Source organism: Loktanella sp. R86503, from assembly GCF_042466455.1.
Taxonomy (GTDB): Bacteria; Pseudomonadota; Alphaproteobacteria; order Rhodobacterales; family Rhodobacteraceae; genus Loktanella.
In genome coordinates this window covers 127,702-144,701 of record NZ_JAXHCI010000002.1, presented here as the reverse complement: position 1 = coordinate 144,701, position 17,000 = coordinate 127,702, and the positions used below count along the sequence as shown (strand labels likewise).

General features: G+C 59.5%; 17 protein-coding genes. 7 read left to right on the top strand and 10 right to left on the bottom strand.

What is annotated here, in order from left to right:
* The first annotated feature begins 56 nt into the window (after positions 1-56).
* Entirely contained in the window at positions 57-1,277 is a 1,221-nt protein-coding gene (locus SJY10_RS01730) for a urate hydroxylase PuuD (RefSeq protein WP_386679291.1), read from the top strand.
* Between the two features lie 8 nt (positions 1,278-1,285).
* Here the strand turns inward: SJY10_RS01730 and SJY10_RS01725 are convergent, their stop codons facing one another.
* Entirely contained in the window at positions 1,286-1,888 is a 603-nt protein-coding gene (locus SJY10_RS01725) for an outer membrane lipoprotein carrier protein LolA (RefSeq protein WP_386679290.1), read from the bottom strand.
* Positions 1,889-2,081: 193 nt separating this feature from the next.
* Between SJY10_RS01725 and dps the strand changes: the two genes are divergently transcribed.
* On the top strand, positions 2,082-2,561 hold the full coding sequence (dps, locus tag SJY10_RS01720; RefSeq protein ID WP_386679289.1) for a DNA starvation/stationary phase protection protein Dps: 480 nt from the start codon (positions 2,082-2,084) through the stop codon (positions 2,559-2,561).
* A gap of 53 nt (positions 2,562-2,614) precedes the next feature.
* Here dps and SJY10_RS01715 read toward each other — a convergent pair whose 3' ends face one another.
* A complete protein-coding gene (locus tag SJY10_RS01715) occupies positions 2,615-3,199 on the bottom strand; it encodes a transglycosylase SLT domain-containing protein (RefSeq protein ID WP_386679288.1) in 585 nt (194 codons plus the stop codon).
* 208 nt (positions 3,200-3,407) lie between these two features.
* Here SJY10_RS01715 and hspQ point away from each other — a divergent pair, with 208 nt between their 5' ends.
* The gene (gene hspQ / locus SJY10_RS01710; RefSeq protein WP_090188422.1) at positions 3,408-3,734 is read left to right on the top strand and encodes a heat shock protein HspQ; all 327 of its coding nucleotides are present in this window, start codon (positions 3,408-3,410) and stop codon (positions 3,732-3,734) included.
* A 46-nt stretch (positions 3,735-3,780) separates the two neighbouring features.
* Here the strand turns inward: hspQ and SJY10_RS01705 are convergent, their stop codons facing one another.
* Positions 3,781-5,358: a gamma-glutamyltransferase family protein gene (locus SJY10_RS01705; protein WP_386679287.1), complete on the bottom strand. Its 1,578-nt coding sequence runs from the start codon at positions 5,356-5,358 to the stop codon at positions 3,781-3,783.
* Positions 5,359-5,587: 229 nt separating this feature from the next.
* Between SJY10_RS01705 and SJY10_RS01700 the strand changes: the two genes are divergently transcribed.
* A complete protein-coding gene (locus tag SJY10_RS01700; RefSeq protein WP_386679286.1) occupies positions 5,588-6,055 on the top strand; it encodes a GAF domain-containing protein in 468 nt (155 codons plus the stop codon).
* 32 nt (positions 6,056-6,087) lie between these two features.
* Positions 6,088-6,978 carry a homocysteine S-methyltransferase family protein gene (locus SJY10_RS01695; RefSeq protein ID WP_386679285.1) on the top strand — a complete coding sequence of 297 codons (891 nt, stop codon included), beginning with the start codon at positions 6,088-6,090 and terminating at the stop codon, positions 6,976-6,978.
* A 58-nt stretch (positions 6,979-7,036) separates the two neighbouring features.
* On the opposite strand, the gene SJY10_RS01690 is transcribed toward SJY10_RS01695, so the two are convergent.
* The 5 genes from SJY10_RS01690 to SJY10_RS01670 form a co-directional block, all read right to left on the bottom strand.
* The gene (locus SJY10_RS01690; protein WP_386679284.1) at positions 7,037-8,416 is read right to left on the bottom strand and encodes a S41 family peptidase; all 1,380 of its coding nucleotides are present in this window, start codon (positions 8,414-8,416) and stop codon (positions 7,037-7,039) included.
* Between the two features lie 12 nt (positions 8,417-8,428).
* Entirely contained in the window at positions 8,429-9,529 is a 1,101-nt protein-coding gene (locus tag SJY10_RS01685; RefSeq protein ID WP_386679283.1) for a murein hydrolase activator EnvC family protein, read from the bottom strand.
* Positions 9,526-11,055, bottom strand: coding sequence for a 2,3-bisphosphoglycerate-independent phosphoglycerate mutase (gene gpmI, locus SJY10_RS01680; RefSeq protein WP_386679282.1), 1,530 nt, complete (start codon positions 11,053-11,055; stop codon positions 9,526-9,528). Before gpmI ends, SJY10_RS01685 begins: the two co-directional genes overlap by 4 nt.
* 135 nt (positions 11,056-11,190) lie before the next feature.
* The gene (locus tag SJY10_RS01675; protein WP_386679281.1) at positions 11,191-11,979 is read right to left on the bottom strand and encodes an exodeoxyribonuclease III; all 789 of its coding nucleotides are present in this window, start codon (positions 11,977-11,979) and stop codon (positions 11,191-11,193) included.
* 9 nt (positions 11,980-11,988) lie between these two features.
* Complete coding sequence (locus SJY10_RS01670) at positions 11,989-12,984, bottom strand: asparaginase (protein ID WP_386679280.1); 996 nt, start codon at positions 12,982-12,984, stop codon at positions 11,989-11,991.
* A 181-nt stretch (positions 12,985-13,165) separates the two neighbouring features.
* Between SJY10_RS01670 and SJY10_RS01665 the strand changes: the two genes are divergently transcribed.
* Together SJY10_RS01665 and rlmN are read left to right on the top strand one after the other, a co-directional pair.
* Positions 13,166-13,699, top strand: a complete 534-nt coding sequence (locus tag SJY10_RS01665; protein WP_386679279.1) for an invasion associated locus B family protein — start codon at positions 13,166-13,168, stop codon at positions 13,697-13,699.
* Between the two features lie 100 nt (positions 13,700-13,799).
* Entirely contained in the window at positions 13,800-14,981 is a 1,182-nt protein-coding gene (rlmN, locus tag SJY10_RS01660) for a 23S rRNA (adenine(2503)-C(2))-methyltransferase RlmN (protein ID WP_386679278.1), read from the top strand.
* Positions 14,982-15,218: 237 nt separating this feature from the next.
* Here rlmN and SJY10_RS01655 read toward each other — a convergent pair whose 3' ends face one another.
* Together SJY10_RS01655 and SJY10_RS01650 are read right to left on the bottom strand one after the other, a co-directional pair.
* A complete protein-coding gene (locus tag SJY10_RS01655; protein WP_386679277.1) occupies positions 15,219-15,896 on the bottom strand; it encodes a hypothetical protein in 678 nt (225 codons plus the stop codon).
* Between the two features lie 210 nt (positions 15,897-16,106).
* The gene (locus SJY10_RS01650; RefSeq protein WP_386679276.1) at positions 16,107-16,952 is read right to left on the bottom strand and encodes a TIGR00730 family Rossman fold protein; all 846 of its coding nucleotides are present in this window, start codon (positions 16,950-16,952) and stop codon (positions 16,107-16,109) included.
* Positions 16,953-17,000: the final 48 nt, after the last annotated feature.

The window sequence follows — 17,000 nt, the reverse complement described above, 5'->3', positions numbered from 1 at the left end:
CCCTTTGGTTTACCTGTTTATACCGTCAAATCCGAGGCATGCGAGAGGGCAAACAGATGTATGACATGGCAATTTTATGGGAATGGGTCGCCTTTGCCGTGCGTTGGACCCACGTCATCACGGCAATCGCGTGGATCGGGTCCAGTTTCTACTTTATCGCGCTTGATCTGGGGTTGAACCGCAACGTTCCCGGCCCGGCAGATGGCGAGGAATGGCAAGTCCATGGCGGGGGCTTTTATTACATCCAAAAGTATCTGGTCGCGCCCGACGCCATGCCGGCTCATCTGACCTGGTTCAAATGGGAAAGCTACGCAACCTGGCTGTCGGGTTTTGCCATGCTGATGGTGGTCTATTGGGCGGGTGCGAACCTGTATCTGATCGATCCGTCCAAGGCTGATCTGGCGATCTGGCAGGGCATCCTGATATCTGCGGCGTCGCTTGCTGTCGGTTGGGTCATCTATGATTTCCTATGCAAATCGCCGCTGGGCGAACATCCGACCGTATTAATGCTGTTGCTGTTCGTGATGCTGGTGGTGATGAGCTACGGCTACAATCAGGTCTTTACCGGCCGCGCGGCCCTGCTGCATCTGGGGGCCTTTACCGCCACGATCATGACCGCGAATGTGTTCCTGATCATCATGCCGAACCAGCGTATCGTCGTGGCCGACCTGAAGGCTGGGCGCAAGCCTGACCCTAAGTATGGCAAGATCGCAAAACTGCGCAGCACGCATAACAACTATCTAACGTTGCCCGTCATCTTCCTGATGCTGTCAAATCACTATCCGCTGGCGTTCGGCACGCAATACGCGTGGATCATCGCGGCGTTGGTGTTCTTGCTGGGCGTCACGATCAGGCACTATTTCAATTCCATGCACGCCCGCAAAGGGCAGCCGACATGGACCTGGGCCGCGACGGTGATCATCTTTATCATCATGGCCTGGCTGTCTTCCTTCCCCGGCTATGACACCTATGAAGAGGCTGAAAGCCGCGCGCTGACCGCCACGGAACAGCGGTTTGCCGCGGCCGACGGGTTCGAGGATGCGGCCCAGATTGTGCAGGGGCGCTGTTCCATGTGCCATGCGCGCGAACCTGTCTGGCAAGGTATCCGTTGGGCGCCCAAGGGCGTGTTTCTGGAAACCGACAGTGATATCGCCAAACATGCCGGCCAGATTTACGTGCAGGCGGCGATCAGCCATGCGATGCCGCCTGCAAATGTAACAGAACTTAGCGACGCGGACCGACAGACATTGGCCCGCTGGTTCCGCGCCGCATCCTGAGTACGGGCTTACTGGCCCCGGCGCCGCATTTCTGCTTCGATGTTGAACTGTGCATCACCGATGCTGCCGCCTTTCACCAGATCGTTCAGCACGACAGTCGTCTGTTCGCCCACGTCGTCCGTGACGATCCACTGACGCAGCTCGACCGGGTTGGCGGTAAACACCATCTGGATATTGCCGTATTCGGGGTGTGCAGGGTCCTGCGCGGTGATTGTCGTCTTGGTGCCGTCAGATGTGTGACCCGTCACCATCCGGGCCTGTCCCAAATTGACGTTCCGTTCCAGAATAATGTTCAGCGGGGTCTGGTTCAGCGGATAGCGATCCGCGGGCGTGTTGGATTTGGGGTCAAACACCGCCACCTGGCCGCCGCCGGCCATGACCAGCGAATTGTCCGGCGCATTGTATTCGAACCGGATGCGGCCCGGGCGCTTGATATAGATCTGACCGGTCGACAGCGTGCCGTCCCCGTTAATCTGCGTAAAGCCGCCCTGCGCGGTCTGCAGCTGGTTCAGATAGGCGGAAACTTCGTTCAATGACAATTCCTGCGCCTGGGCAGCACCACCTGCGACCGCCAAAGCGGCAGCAGAAAGTAGGAGGGTACGTCTGTTCATGGCTTTCACCTTTCGTTGCTTGACCACCGACATAGGGCCGCCGAGGCCCCTCTTCCATGCCGATATCGCGTTTGACATGCGATAACCTTTGCCGGTCAGCGACTAACCGCCCTTTGGGAACCGAAAGGGGGGGTATTGCATTGTCACACCGAAGCGGCACGAAACTTCGCCGCGCCAATATAAGGAATTCAACATGCCAGAAGCATTCGTTGCCGGCCTTGACGGCCAGACCCGCAAAAAAGCCATCGACATCCTGAACGACAATTTGGCAGAGGTGATCGCCCTGACGCTTGCCGTCAAGCAGGCCCACTGGAACCTTAAGGGTGCAGGCTTCATCGGCGTGCACGAACTGCTGGATGATGTCGCAGACCGTCTGCGCGACGGTGCCGACCTGATGGCCGAACGCGCTGTCATTCTGGGCGGCGTTGCCCGCGGCACGCTGGAAGTTGCTGCCGAAACTGCAAAGATGGAAGCCTATCCGGTCGAGGAAGAAGACATTAACGCGCATATCATGGCGCTGAAGGACCGTTTCCTGACCGTTGGCGAATCCGTGCGCAAAGGCATGGATGCCGCAGGCGAGGCAGGTGACGAAGACACCGCCGACATTCTGACCGAAGTCAGCCGCGCGATCGACAAGGACGCATGGTTCATCGGTGCCAACGCATCCAAGTAACCAGCTCTTTTGGACAAAAGGCGCGCTGATCCCTCAGCGCGCCTTTTTCGTATCTAGCGTTTGCCGCAGGACCGCAGCTGCGCATCATATAGCAGCGCGCGTGCCTCGACCTCTCCGGCGATGCGGATCAGCCAGCTTTTGCTGCGCCATGTGCCTTTCTTAAAACCGGTGCGCCCGTCGTGATAGGCAAGGTACTGGTTGCGCACATCGGTCAGTGGCACGCCGGTTTCGCGGACCGTGGCCGTCATGTACCAACCCATGAAATCGGACGCGGCATGAATATCCTCGCGCTTTGCCCGCCGGCCGCCGACCTGATCCTGATACTCTTCCCAGGTGCCATCCAGTGCCTGGCTATAGCCTACAGCAGACGACTGCCGTCCCACGGGAATCACCCCTAGCGCATATTGATGCGGCGGGCGGTTGTTCCCGATGAATTTCGATTCCTGATAAATAATCGCCATCATGGCGGGCATCGGCACGCCATATTTCTGTTCTACCTTTTTAAACGCGCGCCGGTATTCGGGCCGCTCTGACAGAATCGCACAGGCGTTATCCAGGTCACGCGGGGCCGAATATTCGCGACTAGCGCAAGAACCCAGCAACGTCAGAAACACCAGTGCGCGAAGGAAACTGCTCATTTGCCTCTCGCTCTTCTTTTATATTTTTTACCACGCTACCCGAAATGTGCGGCTTTGTGAACGAATAAGGCGGCAACTGTGTTCACGTTTTCCCCAGCCGGCGGGTCCTTGCTGCCACCTGACAGACTGTTTCCGCAATATCGCTGCGCCAAATGTGGACTTTTTGTGGCGCGTGCGTTTAGTAACGACTCTGGGGGTAAGAAATCCAATGTTCAAAACGCGCGCGAAATATCATCTGGGCCAAGTTGTCCGCCATCGCAAACACCCTTTCCGGGGTGTGGTGTTTGATGTGGACGCCATGTTCTCCAACACCGACGCCTGGTATGAAGCGATTCCAGAGGAATCGCGCCCGGCCAAGGATCAGCCTTACTACCACCTGCTCGCTGAAAACGACCAAAGCTTCTACGTCGCCTATGTGTCGGAACAGAACCTTGTGGCCGATTATTCCGGCGAACCTGTCGAACACCCCGACGTGCCAGAAATTTTTGGCCCGTTTGAGGATGGCCTCTACCCTTTGCAAGTTCAGATGAACTAACGAAAAAAGCGGGCCTTGGCCCGCTTTTCGCATTTGGGTGCGGGGGTCAGTACCCCAGCGCGCAGCCGTCCTTGCGCGGGTCAGACCCGCCTTGCAGGACACCGTCGTCGCGCAGCAAAATCGCCTGCGCCCCGCCGATTGCCGTTTCCGGAATTACGACATCATGGCCCAGATCGGACAGTTCTGCCCGCACGGCATCGGAATAGCCCCGCTCTACCTTCAGGTGCCCGAGTTCGGCAAAGCTGCGCGGCGCGTCGATGGCAGCCTGCGGTTCTAGTCCGAAATCCGTAACGTTGGTGACGAATCGGGCATGTCCGGTGGACTGATACGCCCCGCCCATCACGCCAAACGGCATCATCGTCTTGCCGTTCTTCTGCAACATGCCTGGAATGATCGTATGCATCGGCCGCTTGCCCGGCCCGCCCTCGTTGGCGTGACCTTCCTGCAGGCTGAAACCCGCGCCGCGGTTCTGGAACAGGATACCGAACTTGTCAGACGCGATGCCGGACCCGAACCCGTGAAAAATCGAATAGATCAGTGACACCGCCATGCGATCTTTGTCGACCACGGTGATATAGATCGTGTCCTTGTGAATCGCCTCTGCCCCGGGCAAACCGCCGGGCAAGGCCTTGGCCGGATCAATCAGCGCCGCCAGCTTCTTGGCCGTGTCCATCGACAGCATGTGATCCAGCCGTGTCATATGATCGGGGTCCGACAGGAACCGGTTGCGCGCGTCATAGGCCAGCTTTGTCGCCTCTGCCTCGATATGCACGCGCTGGGCCCCCCAGGGGTCCATGCTGGCAATATCGAACTGTGACAAAATGTTCAGCAGCAGGATTGCCGTTGCACCCTGACCGTTTGGCGGGTGCTCGTACAGATCCAGCCCGCCATAGCCGCCCTGGATGGGATCACCCCAAGTGCACTGCGTCTGTGCAAAATCATCAAGGCTATGCACACCGCCCATCGCATTCAGTGATGCGACCATGTCTTCGGCGACCTCACCTTCATAGAAACCGTCGCGGCCTTCCATCGCGATGCGGCGCAGCGCCTCTGCCTGCTTGGGGGCGCGGAACATCTGCCCCGGCGTGGGCGCCTTGCCATCCAGCATATACAGATCACGCGCCGTCCCTTGCAGCACACCGGCATCATTGGCCCAGTCAAAGGCCACGCGCGGGCTAACCGGAACACCGGCATCTGCGTAATGGATTGCGGGCGCAAGGACGGCTTTCAGCCCCAGTTTGCCCCAGTCCTTTGATAGCGTGCAAAACGCATCAATCGCGCCCGGAATGGTGACGGCCGCCGGATCGTTCAGGGGCACAACCTTATGACCCTTGCCGCGCAGATCACCGGCGGAATAGGCGGCAGGCGCGCGCCCGGACCCATTCAGCGCATGGATCTTGTCCGACCCCGGCGGCGTCATCAGGATAAAGCAGTCACCACCGATCCCCGTCATCTGCGGCTCGCAAATGCCAAGCAGCACCGCACCGGCGATTGCGGCGTCAACAGCGTTGCCGCCCGCCTCTAGCATCTGGATCGCGACCTTGGCCGCCAGCGGGTGCGATGTGGCACACATGCCGTTTTCGGCGAATGTAGGTGATCGCCCCGGTATCTGAAAATCGCGCACGTCTTCCCTCCCGTTTCGCTTTGACCGAATGGTCAATGATTTTGGGGCGAATGACAATCATGCATTTGGAACGGTGTCCGGCACCGCGCTACTGGGTGGGGGCATGAACGCGCGGTGCCGATATAGCTTTTCAGCCACATATCCGACCCTGCACGGCGCGCTGGCCGATCTCGCGGCTGCATCGGGGTGCTTTTGGGGCTTTTTCAGCTGCAAATAAGGCGCTACGCCAATGCCTATGAAACACGTTGATTATAACGACCTGACCCGCACCATTGCCGCCCTGACCGAAGGCGAAGATGACACCGTGGCCTTAATGGCGACCCTCGCCTGCGAGGTGCACCATGCCGATGACCGCTTTGACTGGACCGGATTTTACCGCGTCACCGCGCCAGAGCTGTTAAAGATCGGCCCTTACCAAGGCGGCCACGGCTGCCTTGTGATCCCCTTTGCCCGCGGCGTTTGCGGGGCCGCTGCCCGCACGGGGCAGGTACAGCTTGTGCCCGATGTCGACGCATTTCCGGGCCATATTGCTTGCGCCAGCACAACGCGATCTGAAATCGTGCTGCCCGTGACCAATGCCGCTGGCAAGCTGCTTGGTGTGTTCGATATCGACAGCAACCAGCCTGACGCCTTTACGCAAGGCGATGCAGACGCCCTAACCGCAATCCTTGCACAGGTCTTTGCAAACGCGACCTGACCGAACCCTTCTGCATCAAACGGAACAGCATCATGACTGAAATCACATTGTTGGACGGCGGCATGGGGCAGGAACTTGTCCGCCGCGCAGGCGATGCGCCGACGAACCTGTGGTCCACGCAGGTGATGATCGACCACCCCGGATTGGTGCAGCAGGTCCACGCCGATTATTTCGCCGCAGGCGCAACCGTTGCGACCACCAATACCTACGCCGTTCATCATGACCGCCTGAAAGGCACCCCGTTCGACGGCCAGTTCGACACCCTGCTGGCCGCCGCCGTGACAGAGGCGCAGGTCGCCGTCGCCGCCCACGGATCAGGCCGTATCGCCGGCAGCCTTGGCCCGCTGATCGCCAGCTTTCGCCCCGACATCCACCCTGCGTACAACATTGCCAAGCCGCTTTATGCCGAAGTCGCGCAAAAGATTGCACCGGCCTGCGATGTCATCATCTGCGAAACCGTCGCGTCACTGGCCCACGCGCGCGCGGCGATGGATGGTGCATTGGAGGCGGGCAAGCCGGTCTGGCTATCCATCACTGTGAATGACACCGACGGCACCCGTTTGCGGTCCGGCGAACCTGTTGGCGGCATTCTTCCGATCGCCAGCGAAGGGGCTGCGGCCATTCTGGTGAACTGTTCCGCGCCAGAGGCGATCCATGCGTCCCTTGCGATCCTGTCGCGTGGGTCGCTGCCCTGCGGGGCCTATGCCAACGGGTTCGAGAAAATTTCTGACGACTTCCTCAAGGACAAACCGACCGTTGATGCCCTGACCAGCCGCGATCTGTCGCCCGCCGATTACGCCGCGCATGCCATGCGCTGGATCGACGCCGGTGCCACAATCGTCGGCGGCTGTTGCGAGGTTGGCCCCGCCCATATCCGTGCGCTGGCGCAGGCAATCACGGGTGCCGGTCACACCATCGTCTGAAACGCAAAACGCCCCGCCGGATAACCGAGGGGGCGTTTTCGTGTTCAGTCAGCGCAGATCAGTTTCCGGCAGCTGTCGCATCCGACACGGTGACGTCGACATTCACCTGCGGGCCCAGCGCATGAAGACCTTTTAGAATATCAATGGCATAGGCCAGCTGATAATCGTCATCCCGCAGTTTTGCAGCCTCTTCCGCGCGCGCGCGGTCTTCTTCGATCTGCTTGATCTCGTCCTCGCTCAGACTGTCGTTCGACAGTGTGCCGCGCAGATCAGCTTCTGACCGCATCGCGGATGCGGCCTGATCCTCTTCCGTTTCCTCGGACGGGACGGGCAGGGGTTGTTCGACGATGATATCGGGTGAAATGCCCAGATTCTGGATCGACCGGCCCGACGGCGTGTAATACCGCGCCGTGGTCAGCCGCATCGCCCCGTTGCCCTGTAACGGCACGACCGTCTGGACCGACCCCTTACCAAAGGACTTTGTGCCCACAACAATTGCCCGGCGATGATCCTGCAAGGCACCCGCCACGATTTCAGAGGCAGAGGCAGAACCGCCGTTGATCAGCACAACAATCGGCAAGCCCCCCGCCAGATCACCCGGCGTGGCGTTGTAACGATCACCATCCTCTGCCGCACGCCCACGGGTCGACACGATCTCGCCGCCCTCAAGGAAAGCATCAGAGACATAGACCGCCTGATTCAGCAAACCGCCCGGATTGTTGCGCAGATCCAGAACGATCCCGTCCAGATTTTCGATCCCGCCAGCCGCTTCGATCTGTTCTTTCAGACCTTCCTCCAAGTTGGGAAAGGTCTGCGCATTGAATGTCGTCACGCGCAGCACGGCAGCCTTGCCTTCTGTACGGGCGCGCACAGCCGTCAGCTTGATCGTGTCTCGAATGATTGACACGTCGAACGGCTCTGCCGATCCTTCGCGCATGACGGTGATGATCACTTCAGACCCGACCGGCCCGCGCAGCAGTTCCAGCGCCTCGTCCAAGGTCAGACCCAATACGTTTTCGCCGTCTACAGCGGTGATGAAATCGCCCGCCATCATGCCAGCCGCTGCCGCAGGAGTATCGTCGATTGGCGACACAACCTTTACCCAGCCTTCTTCTTGGGTGACTTCCAGTCCCAGACCGCCGAATTCACCGCGCGTCTGGACCTGCATATCGGCAGCATCGTCTTCGGACAAATAGGACGAATGCGGGTCCAGCGACGTCAGCATCCCGTTAATCGCTGCCTGAATCAGCTTCTTGTCGTCCGTATCTTCGACATAGCCTTGACGGATCCGCTCGAAAATATCGCCAAACAGATCCAGCTGTTCATAGACGTTGGCATCGCCATTGGCGGTCTGGGCGATCAGCGGCCCGGCAAACTGCGTGGTGGCCACAAGGCCCAGCACAGTGCCACCGGCGGCGGCCATCATTAGCTTCTTCATGCGCGTTCCTATCTAGTCCAGTGCAAACCAGGTGCCTGGGTTAACCGGACTTTGCCCGTCTCTGACCTCAAGATAAAGGGTCTGTGTCGCCGCAGCACCCGTTACGGGCGTTCCGGCAGTCAAAATCGCGTCAACATCAGGCAAATCTCCGCCCAATAGGCCCAAAGGTGCCCCTGCAGGCAACACCTGCCCCGCCTCGCCATACACCTCTGCCAACCCGCCGATCACAAACAGCACGTCCTGCGCCGGTTCCAGGATGATGACATTGCCGTAGTCCAGCAGCGGTCCGCGGAACAGCAACGTCGCCGCCACCGGGGTCGTCACCAACGCCCGTGGCCGGGCCGCGATAACGACGCCTGGCCGCGCAATCCCTGCCGCATCCGCCGTATTATAGCCGCGCAAAACGGTGCCCTGCACCGGCAAGGCCAGATCGCCCTGCGGCACCAGATCAGGCGCAGCCACATCAACGCTATCAGCCAGCGCATCGGCAAAGGCCGCAAGCGTATCCGTGCTTGCCATCAGCAACGCGGTCTGGACGCTGTCCTCGGTGTACCGCTGCGGCAGATCCGTGCGGTCCGATACCGCTGCCGAAAGTGCAGCGCGCGCTTCCTGTGCGCCCTGCAGCCCGTCGCCCAAGGTATCCGCGGCGCTTTCCTGCAAGGCTTGCAACAGTGCAAGCTCCTCCAGCTGCGCCTTCAAATCGCTGACCTTGGCCTGAAGGGCAGGGGTCACATCCGCCACCAGCATGCCCGACCGCGCGGTGCCCAGCGGCCCCGACGGGTGTAGCAACAACAACGGCGCAGGCGCATTCCCGATGGACGCCAGCACCCCCAGCAGTTGCGACACTTCGGCCTCGCGCGCATCCATCTGCGTTTGCAGCGTATCCTGCCGGATCGCCACCCGCCGCATGCCATCGCGCAAGGCGATCAAGCCGTCTTCATAGGCGCGCACCGTTTCCGTCAGCGCCGCAACCCGGTCCCGCGACCCCGCCGCCGCATCCAGTTGCGCCCGCGCAGCGGCCAGACGCGCCGCGGCATGCGTGGCCGCATCGCTCGGGCTTTGGGCCGCCACCGGTCCGGCCAGAAGCATCAGGATCGCGGCCAGGCGTTTCAATCAATCAGGCTCCGGCCTGTCATTTCTTCCGGCTGCGGCAGCCCCATCAGCTGCAAAAGGGTCGGCGCCAGATCTGCCAGTCGCCCGTCATGCAGGGTCGCCCCTGCAGGCCCGCCATACAGGATGACCGGCACAAGGTTCGTCGTATGGGCCGTATGCGGCCCGCCGGTTTCCGGATCGACCATGGTTTCGCAATTGCCGTGATCGGCACAAACCACCATCGCGCCCCCCACCTTTTCCAGCGCCTCCAGCACACGGCCAAGGCCGCGGTCCACTGCTGCGCAAGCGGCAATCGCTGCATCCAGATCGCCGGTATGCCCCACCATGTCGGGGTTGGCATAGTTCGTGACAATCAGGTCATAGCCCTTTTCAATCGCCGCCACGAAATCATCCGTAACCTCAACCGATGACATTTCCGGTTGCAGATCATAGGTCGCGACCTTAGGTGACTTTGGCATCTCGCGGTCCTCGCCCTCCTCCGGCACCTCTTTGCCGCCGTTCAAAAAGAACGTGACATGCGGATACTTCTCCGTCTCGGCCAGGCGGAACTGCGTCTTGCCATGTTTGGATACCCATTCGCCCAGCGTATTGCGAATATCGCGCTTGGGGAACACGGCGTCGAACCAGTCCACATGGCGGTCTGAATATTCCACCATCCCCAGCCGCACGGCCAGCTGTGGCATCTCGCGCGCGAAGCCGTCAAACTCCGGGTTGCCGATTGCCTCCAAAAGCTCCCGCGCCCGATCAGACCGGAAGTTCAGGCAAAACAACCCGTCCGCGGGTTTCATGCCGTCGTAATCGCCAATCACCGTGGCGGGAATGAACTCGTCTGTCTTGCCATCCGCATGCCCCTGCGCAATCGCATCCTGCGGCGATTGCGCTACAGCGACACCCTTGCCCAAAACCATCGCATCAAATGCGGCCTGTACCCGGTCCCAGCGATTGTCCCGGTCCATCGCATAATACCGGCCCGTGACCGTCACGACCTGCACCCCGCCCGGCAGCTGATCCAGCAAATCTGCCATATACGCAGGGCCAGAGGACGGCGCGACATCGCGCCCATCCGTAATCGCGTGGATAACGACTTCAATTCCCTGCGCCGCAAGCAACCTTGCCGTTTCAACCAGATGCGCAACATGCCCATGCACGCCGCCATCGGACACGACCCCCATCAGATGCGCGCGCCCGCCCGTGTCCTTCAACCGGGCCGCAAAATCACGGATACCCTGCTGCTCGGGATAGCTGCCATCCTCAATCGCCAGATCGATCTGCCCTAGATCCATCGCCACCACACGGCCCGCGCCGATATTGGTATGCCCAACCTCAGAGTTGCCCATCTGCCCCTTTGGCAACCCCACATCCGGCCCAAAGGTCACAAGTGTCGCATGCGCGCAATTTGCCATCAGCCGGTCAAAGTTCGGCGTATCTGCCAGCACAGGCGCATTTGCTTCTGCGCTGTCACGCAATCCCCATCCGTCCAGAATGCAAAGGACAACGGGCTTGGGAACGGACGCGGTGATCGACATGACAACTCTCCTTCAACTTCACAGATGACCTAACGCAAACTTCAGCGCCGGAAAACTGCCCTTCTTATTCATCTGGCCCTAAAAACTCCCGCCGGAGGCCGCCGAATTTTCGACGAAAATTCGGACACCCCTGCTCTATAGGTCAAAGGTGGCAAATACCGGGGCGTGATCGCTTGGCTGTTCCCAGCCGCGGACGTGCCGCAAAACGCGGCTGGAATGGGCTGCGCTGGCAATATCGGGCGTGGCCCAGATGTGATCCAGACGCCGGCCCTTGTCCGCCGTGTCCCAGTCGGGCGACCGATAGGACCACCAGCTGTACAAGTTGCCATTAGGAATATCCTGCCGCGTCACGTCTACCCAGGTACCCGCTTCCTGTACCTGCGCCAGATGCTCCACTTCGACAGGCGTATGGCTGACGATCTTCAGCAGCTTCTTGTGATCCCAAACGTCGTCTTCGCGCGGTGCGATGTTCAGATCGCCCACTAGGATTGCCTTTTCCGGCCGTGCGACGTGAAAGGCGTCGCGCATGTCGGTCAGGTAATCCAGCTTCTGGCCGAACTTGTCGTTAATCTCCCGGTCCGGCTTGTCGCCCCCCGCAGGCACATAGAAGTTATGAACGGTCACGCCGTTGCTTAACCGCCCCGCAATATGCCGCGCATGGCCCAGCCCCGCGTAATCCGCTGCCCCGACCTCCTCGATTGGCATTTTGGAAAAGATCGCGACCCCGTTATAGCCCTTTTGCCCGCGCCCAATCATATGGGTGTAGCCAAGCGCCTGAAATGTCGCGACGGGGATTTTGTCCAGCGGGCTTTTGCATTCCTGCAGGCACAGCACGTCCGGCGCCTCATCCGACATCAGTTGGGCCACTAGCCCTTCGCGCAGACGGACAGAGTTGATGTTCCAGGTGGCAAGCGTGAATGTCATGTCGGATCCTTACAGCAGCGCCGCGGCGGGCTTGATGTGGCCGCACAACGTGCCGCGCCAGTTGCGAATGTCGGGCACCATGCGCGCCTTGGTCGCTGGATGATCTGCATCCAGCACCCCCAGCTTTACCAGAATGGCCGCAATCGCGGCTTCCGATGCGCGGGTGCTGCCGTCGGTGATCTTCAGCGCGACGCCCATCCGCTTTTCGGGAATGATCGCGACGAACACCGCCTCGGCCCCCGTCTTGATCGCCACGCGGCCATCCATCGCCCGCATCAGGTCGGTGCAGGCCCGCGTCTCTCCGGCGACCAGCTCTGGAAACGCCGTCATCGCATCGCGCAGCCGCACCGCCGCTTTGGACCGCGCATCGCTGCGATCATGCGCCGTTGCGAAAAAGCTCATCGCACGGGCCAGACCATGCACCGATGTCGCAAAATTCGGGGCAGAGCAGCCGTCGATCCCGTAACCGGGGCTTGTCTCGCCCGTCACCTCCTCGAACGCGGCCTTGCCGGCTTGCTGCACCGGATGGTCCACCAGTTCGTAATCCGCCGACCCGCCCAGATGACGGTTCAGGGTCAAAAAACCGGCATGCTTGCCAGAACAGTTGTTGTGAATTTGGCACGGCGCGGCATGGGCGCGGATGATTTCGTTGCGCGCCGGAATGTCGCCGGGCCACTGCGGCCCGCAGCGAAAATCACTGTCCGCCAGCCCCAACGTATCCAGCCAGACCTGAACGCGGTCGGTGTGGATATGCGCACCCTGATGCGACGCGCAGGACAGCGCCAGCTGTTCCACACCCAGACCATGCGCATCGGCGGCACCGCTTTCGATCAGGGGCAGCGCCTGGATCATCTTGCAGGACGACCGTGGAAAGATCACCGCCTCCGCGTCGCCCCAGGCCGCAACCACTGCGCCATCCGGACCGCAGACAACCGCGTGCCCTTGGTGAACGGACTCCAGAATGTCGCCGCGCCAGACTTCAACCAGATCAACAGGACCGCTCATGAGGTATTTCCTTTCATCGCGCCGCCCACGGCATTGTGCGTTTATGGGGGCTTTGCAGTTTGGGCGATTTTTTGCTAGGACCATGGCTATCGCGTTGAACTCAGACCCGCCAGACGAAAAGGTTGCTAAAACCCCACCGCGGGACGCACAGAGGCATGGGCAGCTTGGAGGCCACATTAAAATGATTACGACGACATTTCGCACCCTGACACTCGCGGCAGCAACCTTGCTGGCAACGCAGGCGGGCGCGCAGGCAACGACAGACAACCTTGTTGCCGCCAACACGGACTGGAGCACGTTCGAAGCGGAAAATCCGCGCGAATGCATCAGCACCTCCGCACCAAAGCAAAGCCTGCTGACCGACAGCGCGGGCAACCCCACGGATGGCCGCCGCGGCGATATTTATCTGATGGTATTCTATCGCCCATCCGAAAACGTAAAGGGCCAGATTATGTTCACCGGCGGCTACCCTTTTGCCCCTGGATCGACCGTCAACCTGAACGTCGGCGGCACCACGTTCGAGCTGTTCACCGAAGGTGAATACGCTTGGCCCGCCACCCCCGAAGACGACGCAAAAGTCGTCGCCGCGATGAAGCGCGGATCGGACGCCGTGCTCAAGGCGCGCTCTGGCCGGGGCAATATCACGACCGATACCTTCTCGCTTTCCGGCTTCACCGCCGCTGTCGAAGAAGCCGCCAACCGCTGCGCCGGCTGACGATTTTTCGACGAAAAATCGAAGGGCCCCGGTTTTCACTTGGAAACCGGGGCCTTTTGCCTATATCAGCCTCGCTTTATTGCCCGAAAGGTCCGCTGCCATGACCGCCACCGCGCCCATTACACAAGACGTCCACACGATCCCGCGTAAGCTGCCCGAGGGGCCGCAGAACCTGATCGGGATGACCCGCGATCAGATGCGCGACGCGTTGATCGCGGCTGGCACGGCGGAAAAGCAGGCCAAGATGCGCGTCAACCAGCTGTGGCAGTGGCTTTATCACTGGGGCGTGCGTGATTTCGCCCTGATGACGAACCTGGCCAAGGACTACCGCGCCATGCTGGCCGATACCTTTGTCATTGAACTGCCAGAGGTCGTCACCCGCCAGGTCAGCACTGACGGCACCCGCAAATACCTTGTCCGCATCGCCGGCGGCCACGAGGTCGAGGTGGTCTATATCCCCGAAACCGACCGCGGCACGCTGTGCATTTCGTCCCAGGTCGGTTGCACCCTGACCTGTTCCTTCTGCCACACCGGCACGCAAAAACTGGTCCGCAACCTGACCCCCGCCGAAATCGTCGGCCAGATCCTTGTGGCCCGCGATGACCTTGGTGAATGGCCGCAGCCGGGGCAGGGGTCCGGCGATAACGGCCCGCGCCTGTTGTCCAACATCGTCCTGATGGGCATGGGCGAGCCGCTGTATAACTTCGAAAACGTCCGCGACGCGATGAAGATCGCGATGGATGGCGAAGGCATCGCTCTGTCCCGCCGCCGCATTACCCTGTCCACATCCGGCGTTGTCCCCGAAATCGCCCGCACCGCGCAGGAAATCGGCTGCCAGCTGGCTGTCAGCTTTCACGCGACCACCGATCCGGTCCGCGACATGCTGGTGCCGATCAACAAGAAATGGAACATCGAAGCCTTGCTGGACGCCCTGCGCGACTATCCCAAGGTGTCGAATTCCGAACGGATCACCTTTGAATATGTGATGCTGGACGGCGTAAACGACAGCGACGAAGATGCTCACCGGCTTGTTAAACTGATCGAAGGCATCCCCGCCAAGATCAACCTGATCCCCTTCAACGAATGGCCCGGCGCGCCCTACAAACGTTCCTCAAACAACCGTATCCATGCCTTTGCCGATATCATCTACAAGGCCGGCTACGCCTCCCCCGTCCGCAAACCGCGCGGCGAAGACATCATGGCCGCCTGCGGCCAACTGAAGTCCGAGACGGAACGCGCCCGCAAATCCCGCAAACAAATCGAGGCCGACGCAGGGCTGTAATTCAGCCCTGCTTCATACAGCTTACCTCAATGGTTAATTTGTGCGCTCGGCCAAAGGCAACCTGCAGGTTTTAAATTATCTCCTGATCCACCCCCGCAGAAGTCAATTTTCCTCGCTTTCGTTGCATGTTAAATGGGGTGCCAAGTTGCTGATAGATAGTGCTATGCCGGTAATTAAGTGTGGCCTGTCTGCAGGGCAGCAACGGCAAGTATAAATTATATCTTCAATACTTGGGGGTTAAAGCTTCTTTTGGATTTCTTCTAATGCACTGACGATGCGCATTTGGGGGGACTTTTGACTCCCTAAACCTTCCAATTCTCGAACGTCAATAGTGAACGAGCTTACATACTGACCGCCAGCTAAATCTTGGTATTCTAGCCGTGCCTGAAACGGTGGTAGAGGGGTGTCGCCAAGTAGATGCCAGCCCATAGCAAAGTTAAATTCTATAGACTTAGATTGTAGTATGACAGAAATTGGGTGGTGTCGCTTAAAGATATTCGTGAGTATTTGTCTTTTCTGAAGATCGTTCTCTGGGCGATCTACATCAACTCTAATATTGATCGCTGCTCCAGCTCCAACGTTCGAAATATTAAACGTCACAAGTTCACGGGCATCAGTTCTCTGGCCGAGGTGGGCAATAAGAACAGGGTCAGTGCCTGCTTGGCGTGTCATACGTTGTTCGATTAAAGCACGAGATGCAAAGTAGGTTGATCCCGCTGCTACAAGCAGTGAGATTATCAATGGAACTATAGCCAAAATTTCTGGTTTTTCGTCGCCGTATTTGTAGGACTCGAGGCCGATAATTGGCAGCAAGACTATTAGTGCGCCTATTGTGATACCTAAAGCAAGTTTCCCGTCGCTTCTAAGCGATTCTTTTGGGTCGTTTTTGTCATGTCTTACTGTATATTTCTGCAAAATCTCACCATAAGCATTTTAATTGTTTGAACGCCCACCTGCCTAACAAAAATATGCGGCGAGGTTTTTAACCTAAATGAAACTCAACCTTTCCTTAACCTCTCCTAATAAACCACCCTCGTTTTACATAATATGTATCGCACGCGAAACATTTAGTTTTTGAAATGTATTTTGCGGGACGGCCCAATAAACCGCCCCGCACCAACAAAATCACCGCCCCGGAATATCGCGGCGCTTTTTGCCCTTGTCGTCCCAATCGTCCAGCGCGGCAATCGCCTCCTCTGCTGTCTCGACAAAGCGGAACAGCTTCAGGTCGTCATGCGCAATCGTCCCTGCATCGGCCAGCGCCTGCCAGTTGATGATGCTTTCCCAGAACGCCCGCCCGAACAGCAGGAACGGCACGCGGGCCATGCGGCCGGTCTGGATCAGGGTCAGCGCCTCGAACATTTCGTCCAGTGTGCCGAACCCGCCGGGGAACACGCACACAGCAGAGGCGCGCATCAAAAAGTGCATTTTGCGGATCGCGAAGTAGTGGAAATTGAAACACAGATCAGGCGTCACATATTCATTCGGTGCCTGCTCGTGCGGCAGCACGATGTTTAGGCCAATCGACTTGCCGCCCGCCTCGGCCGCGCCGCGGTTGCCTGCCTCCATCACGCCCGGCCCGCCGCCGGTGACGATGATATTTTCGCAAGGATCATTCGCTAGCGCGCGTTCGGTTATCAGCCGGGCAAAGGTCCGGGCTTCGTCGTAATATTTCGTCAGATCGGCCAGCGTTTCGGTCCGCGCTGTCGCCTTGTTCACCGGATCGGGAATCCGCGCTCCGCCGAACAGCACGACAGTGGATTTCACCCCCGCTTCGTTCATCAGCAGTTCCGGCTTCATCAGTTCCAGTTGCAACCGCACCGGCCGCATATCCTCGCGCGCCAAAAAGGCCCCGTCCGCAAAGGCCAGCGCATAGGACGGCGCGCGGGTCTGGGGCGTGTCGGGCACGTCCTTGGCGGCGATCATGTCCTCTGTTGAACGGCGGAATTTGTTTTCGTGGTCTTCGGTCATGAAACGTCCTTAAGATTGCGCGGCAGAGCCTCCGCGTCTATAGCCCGT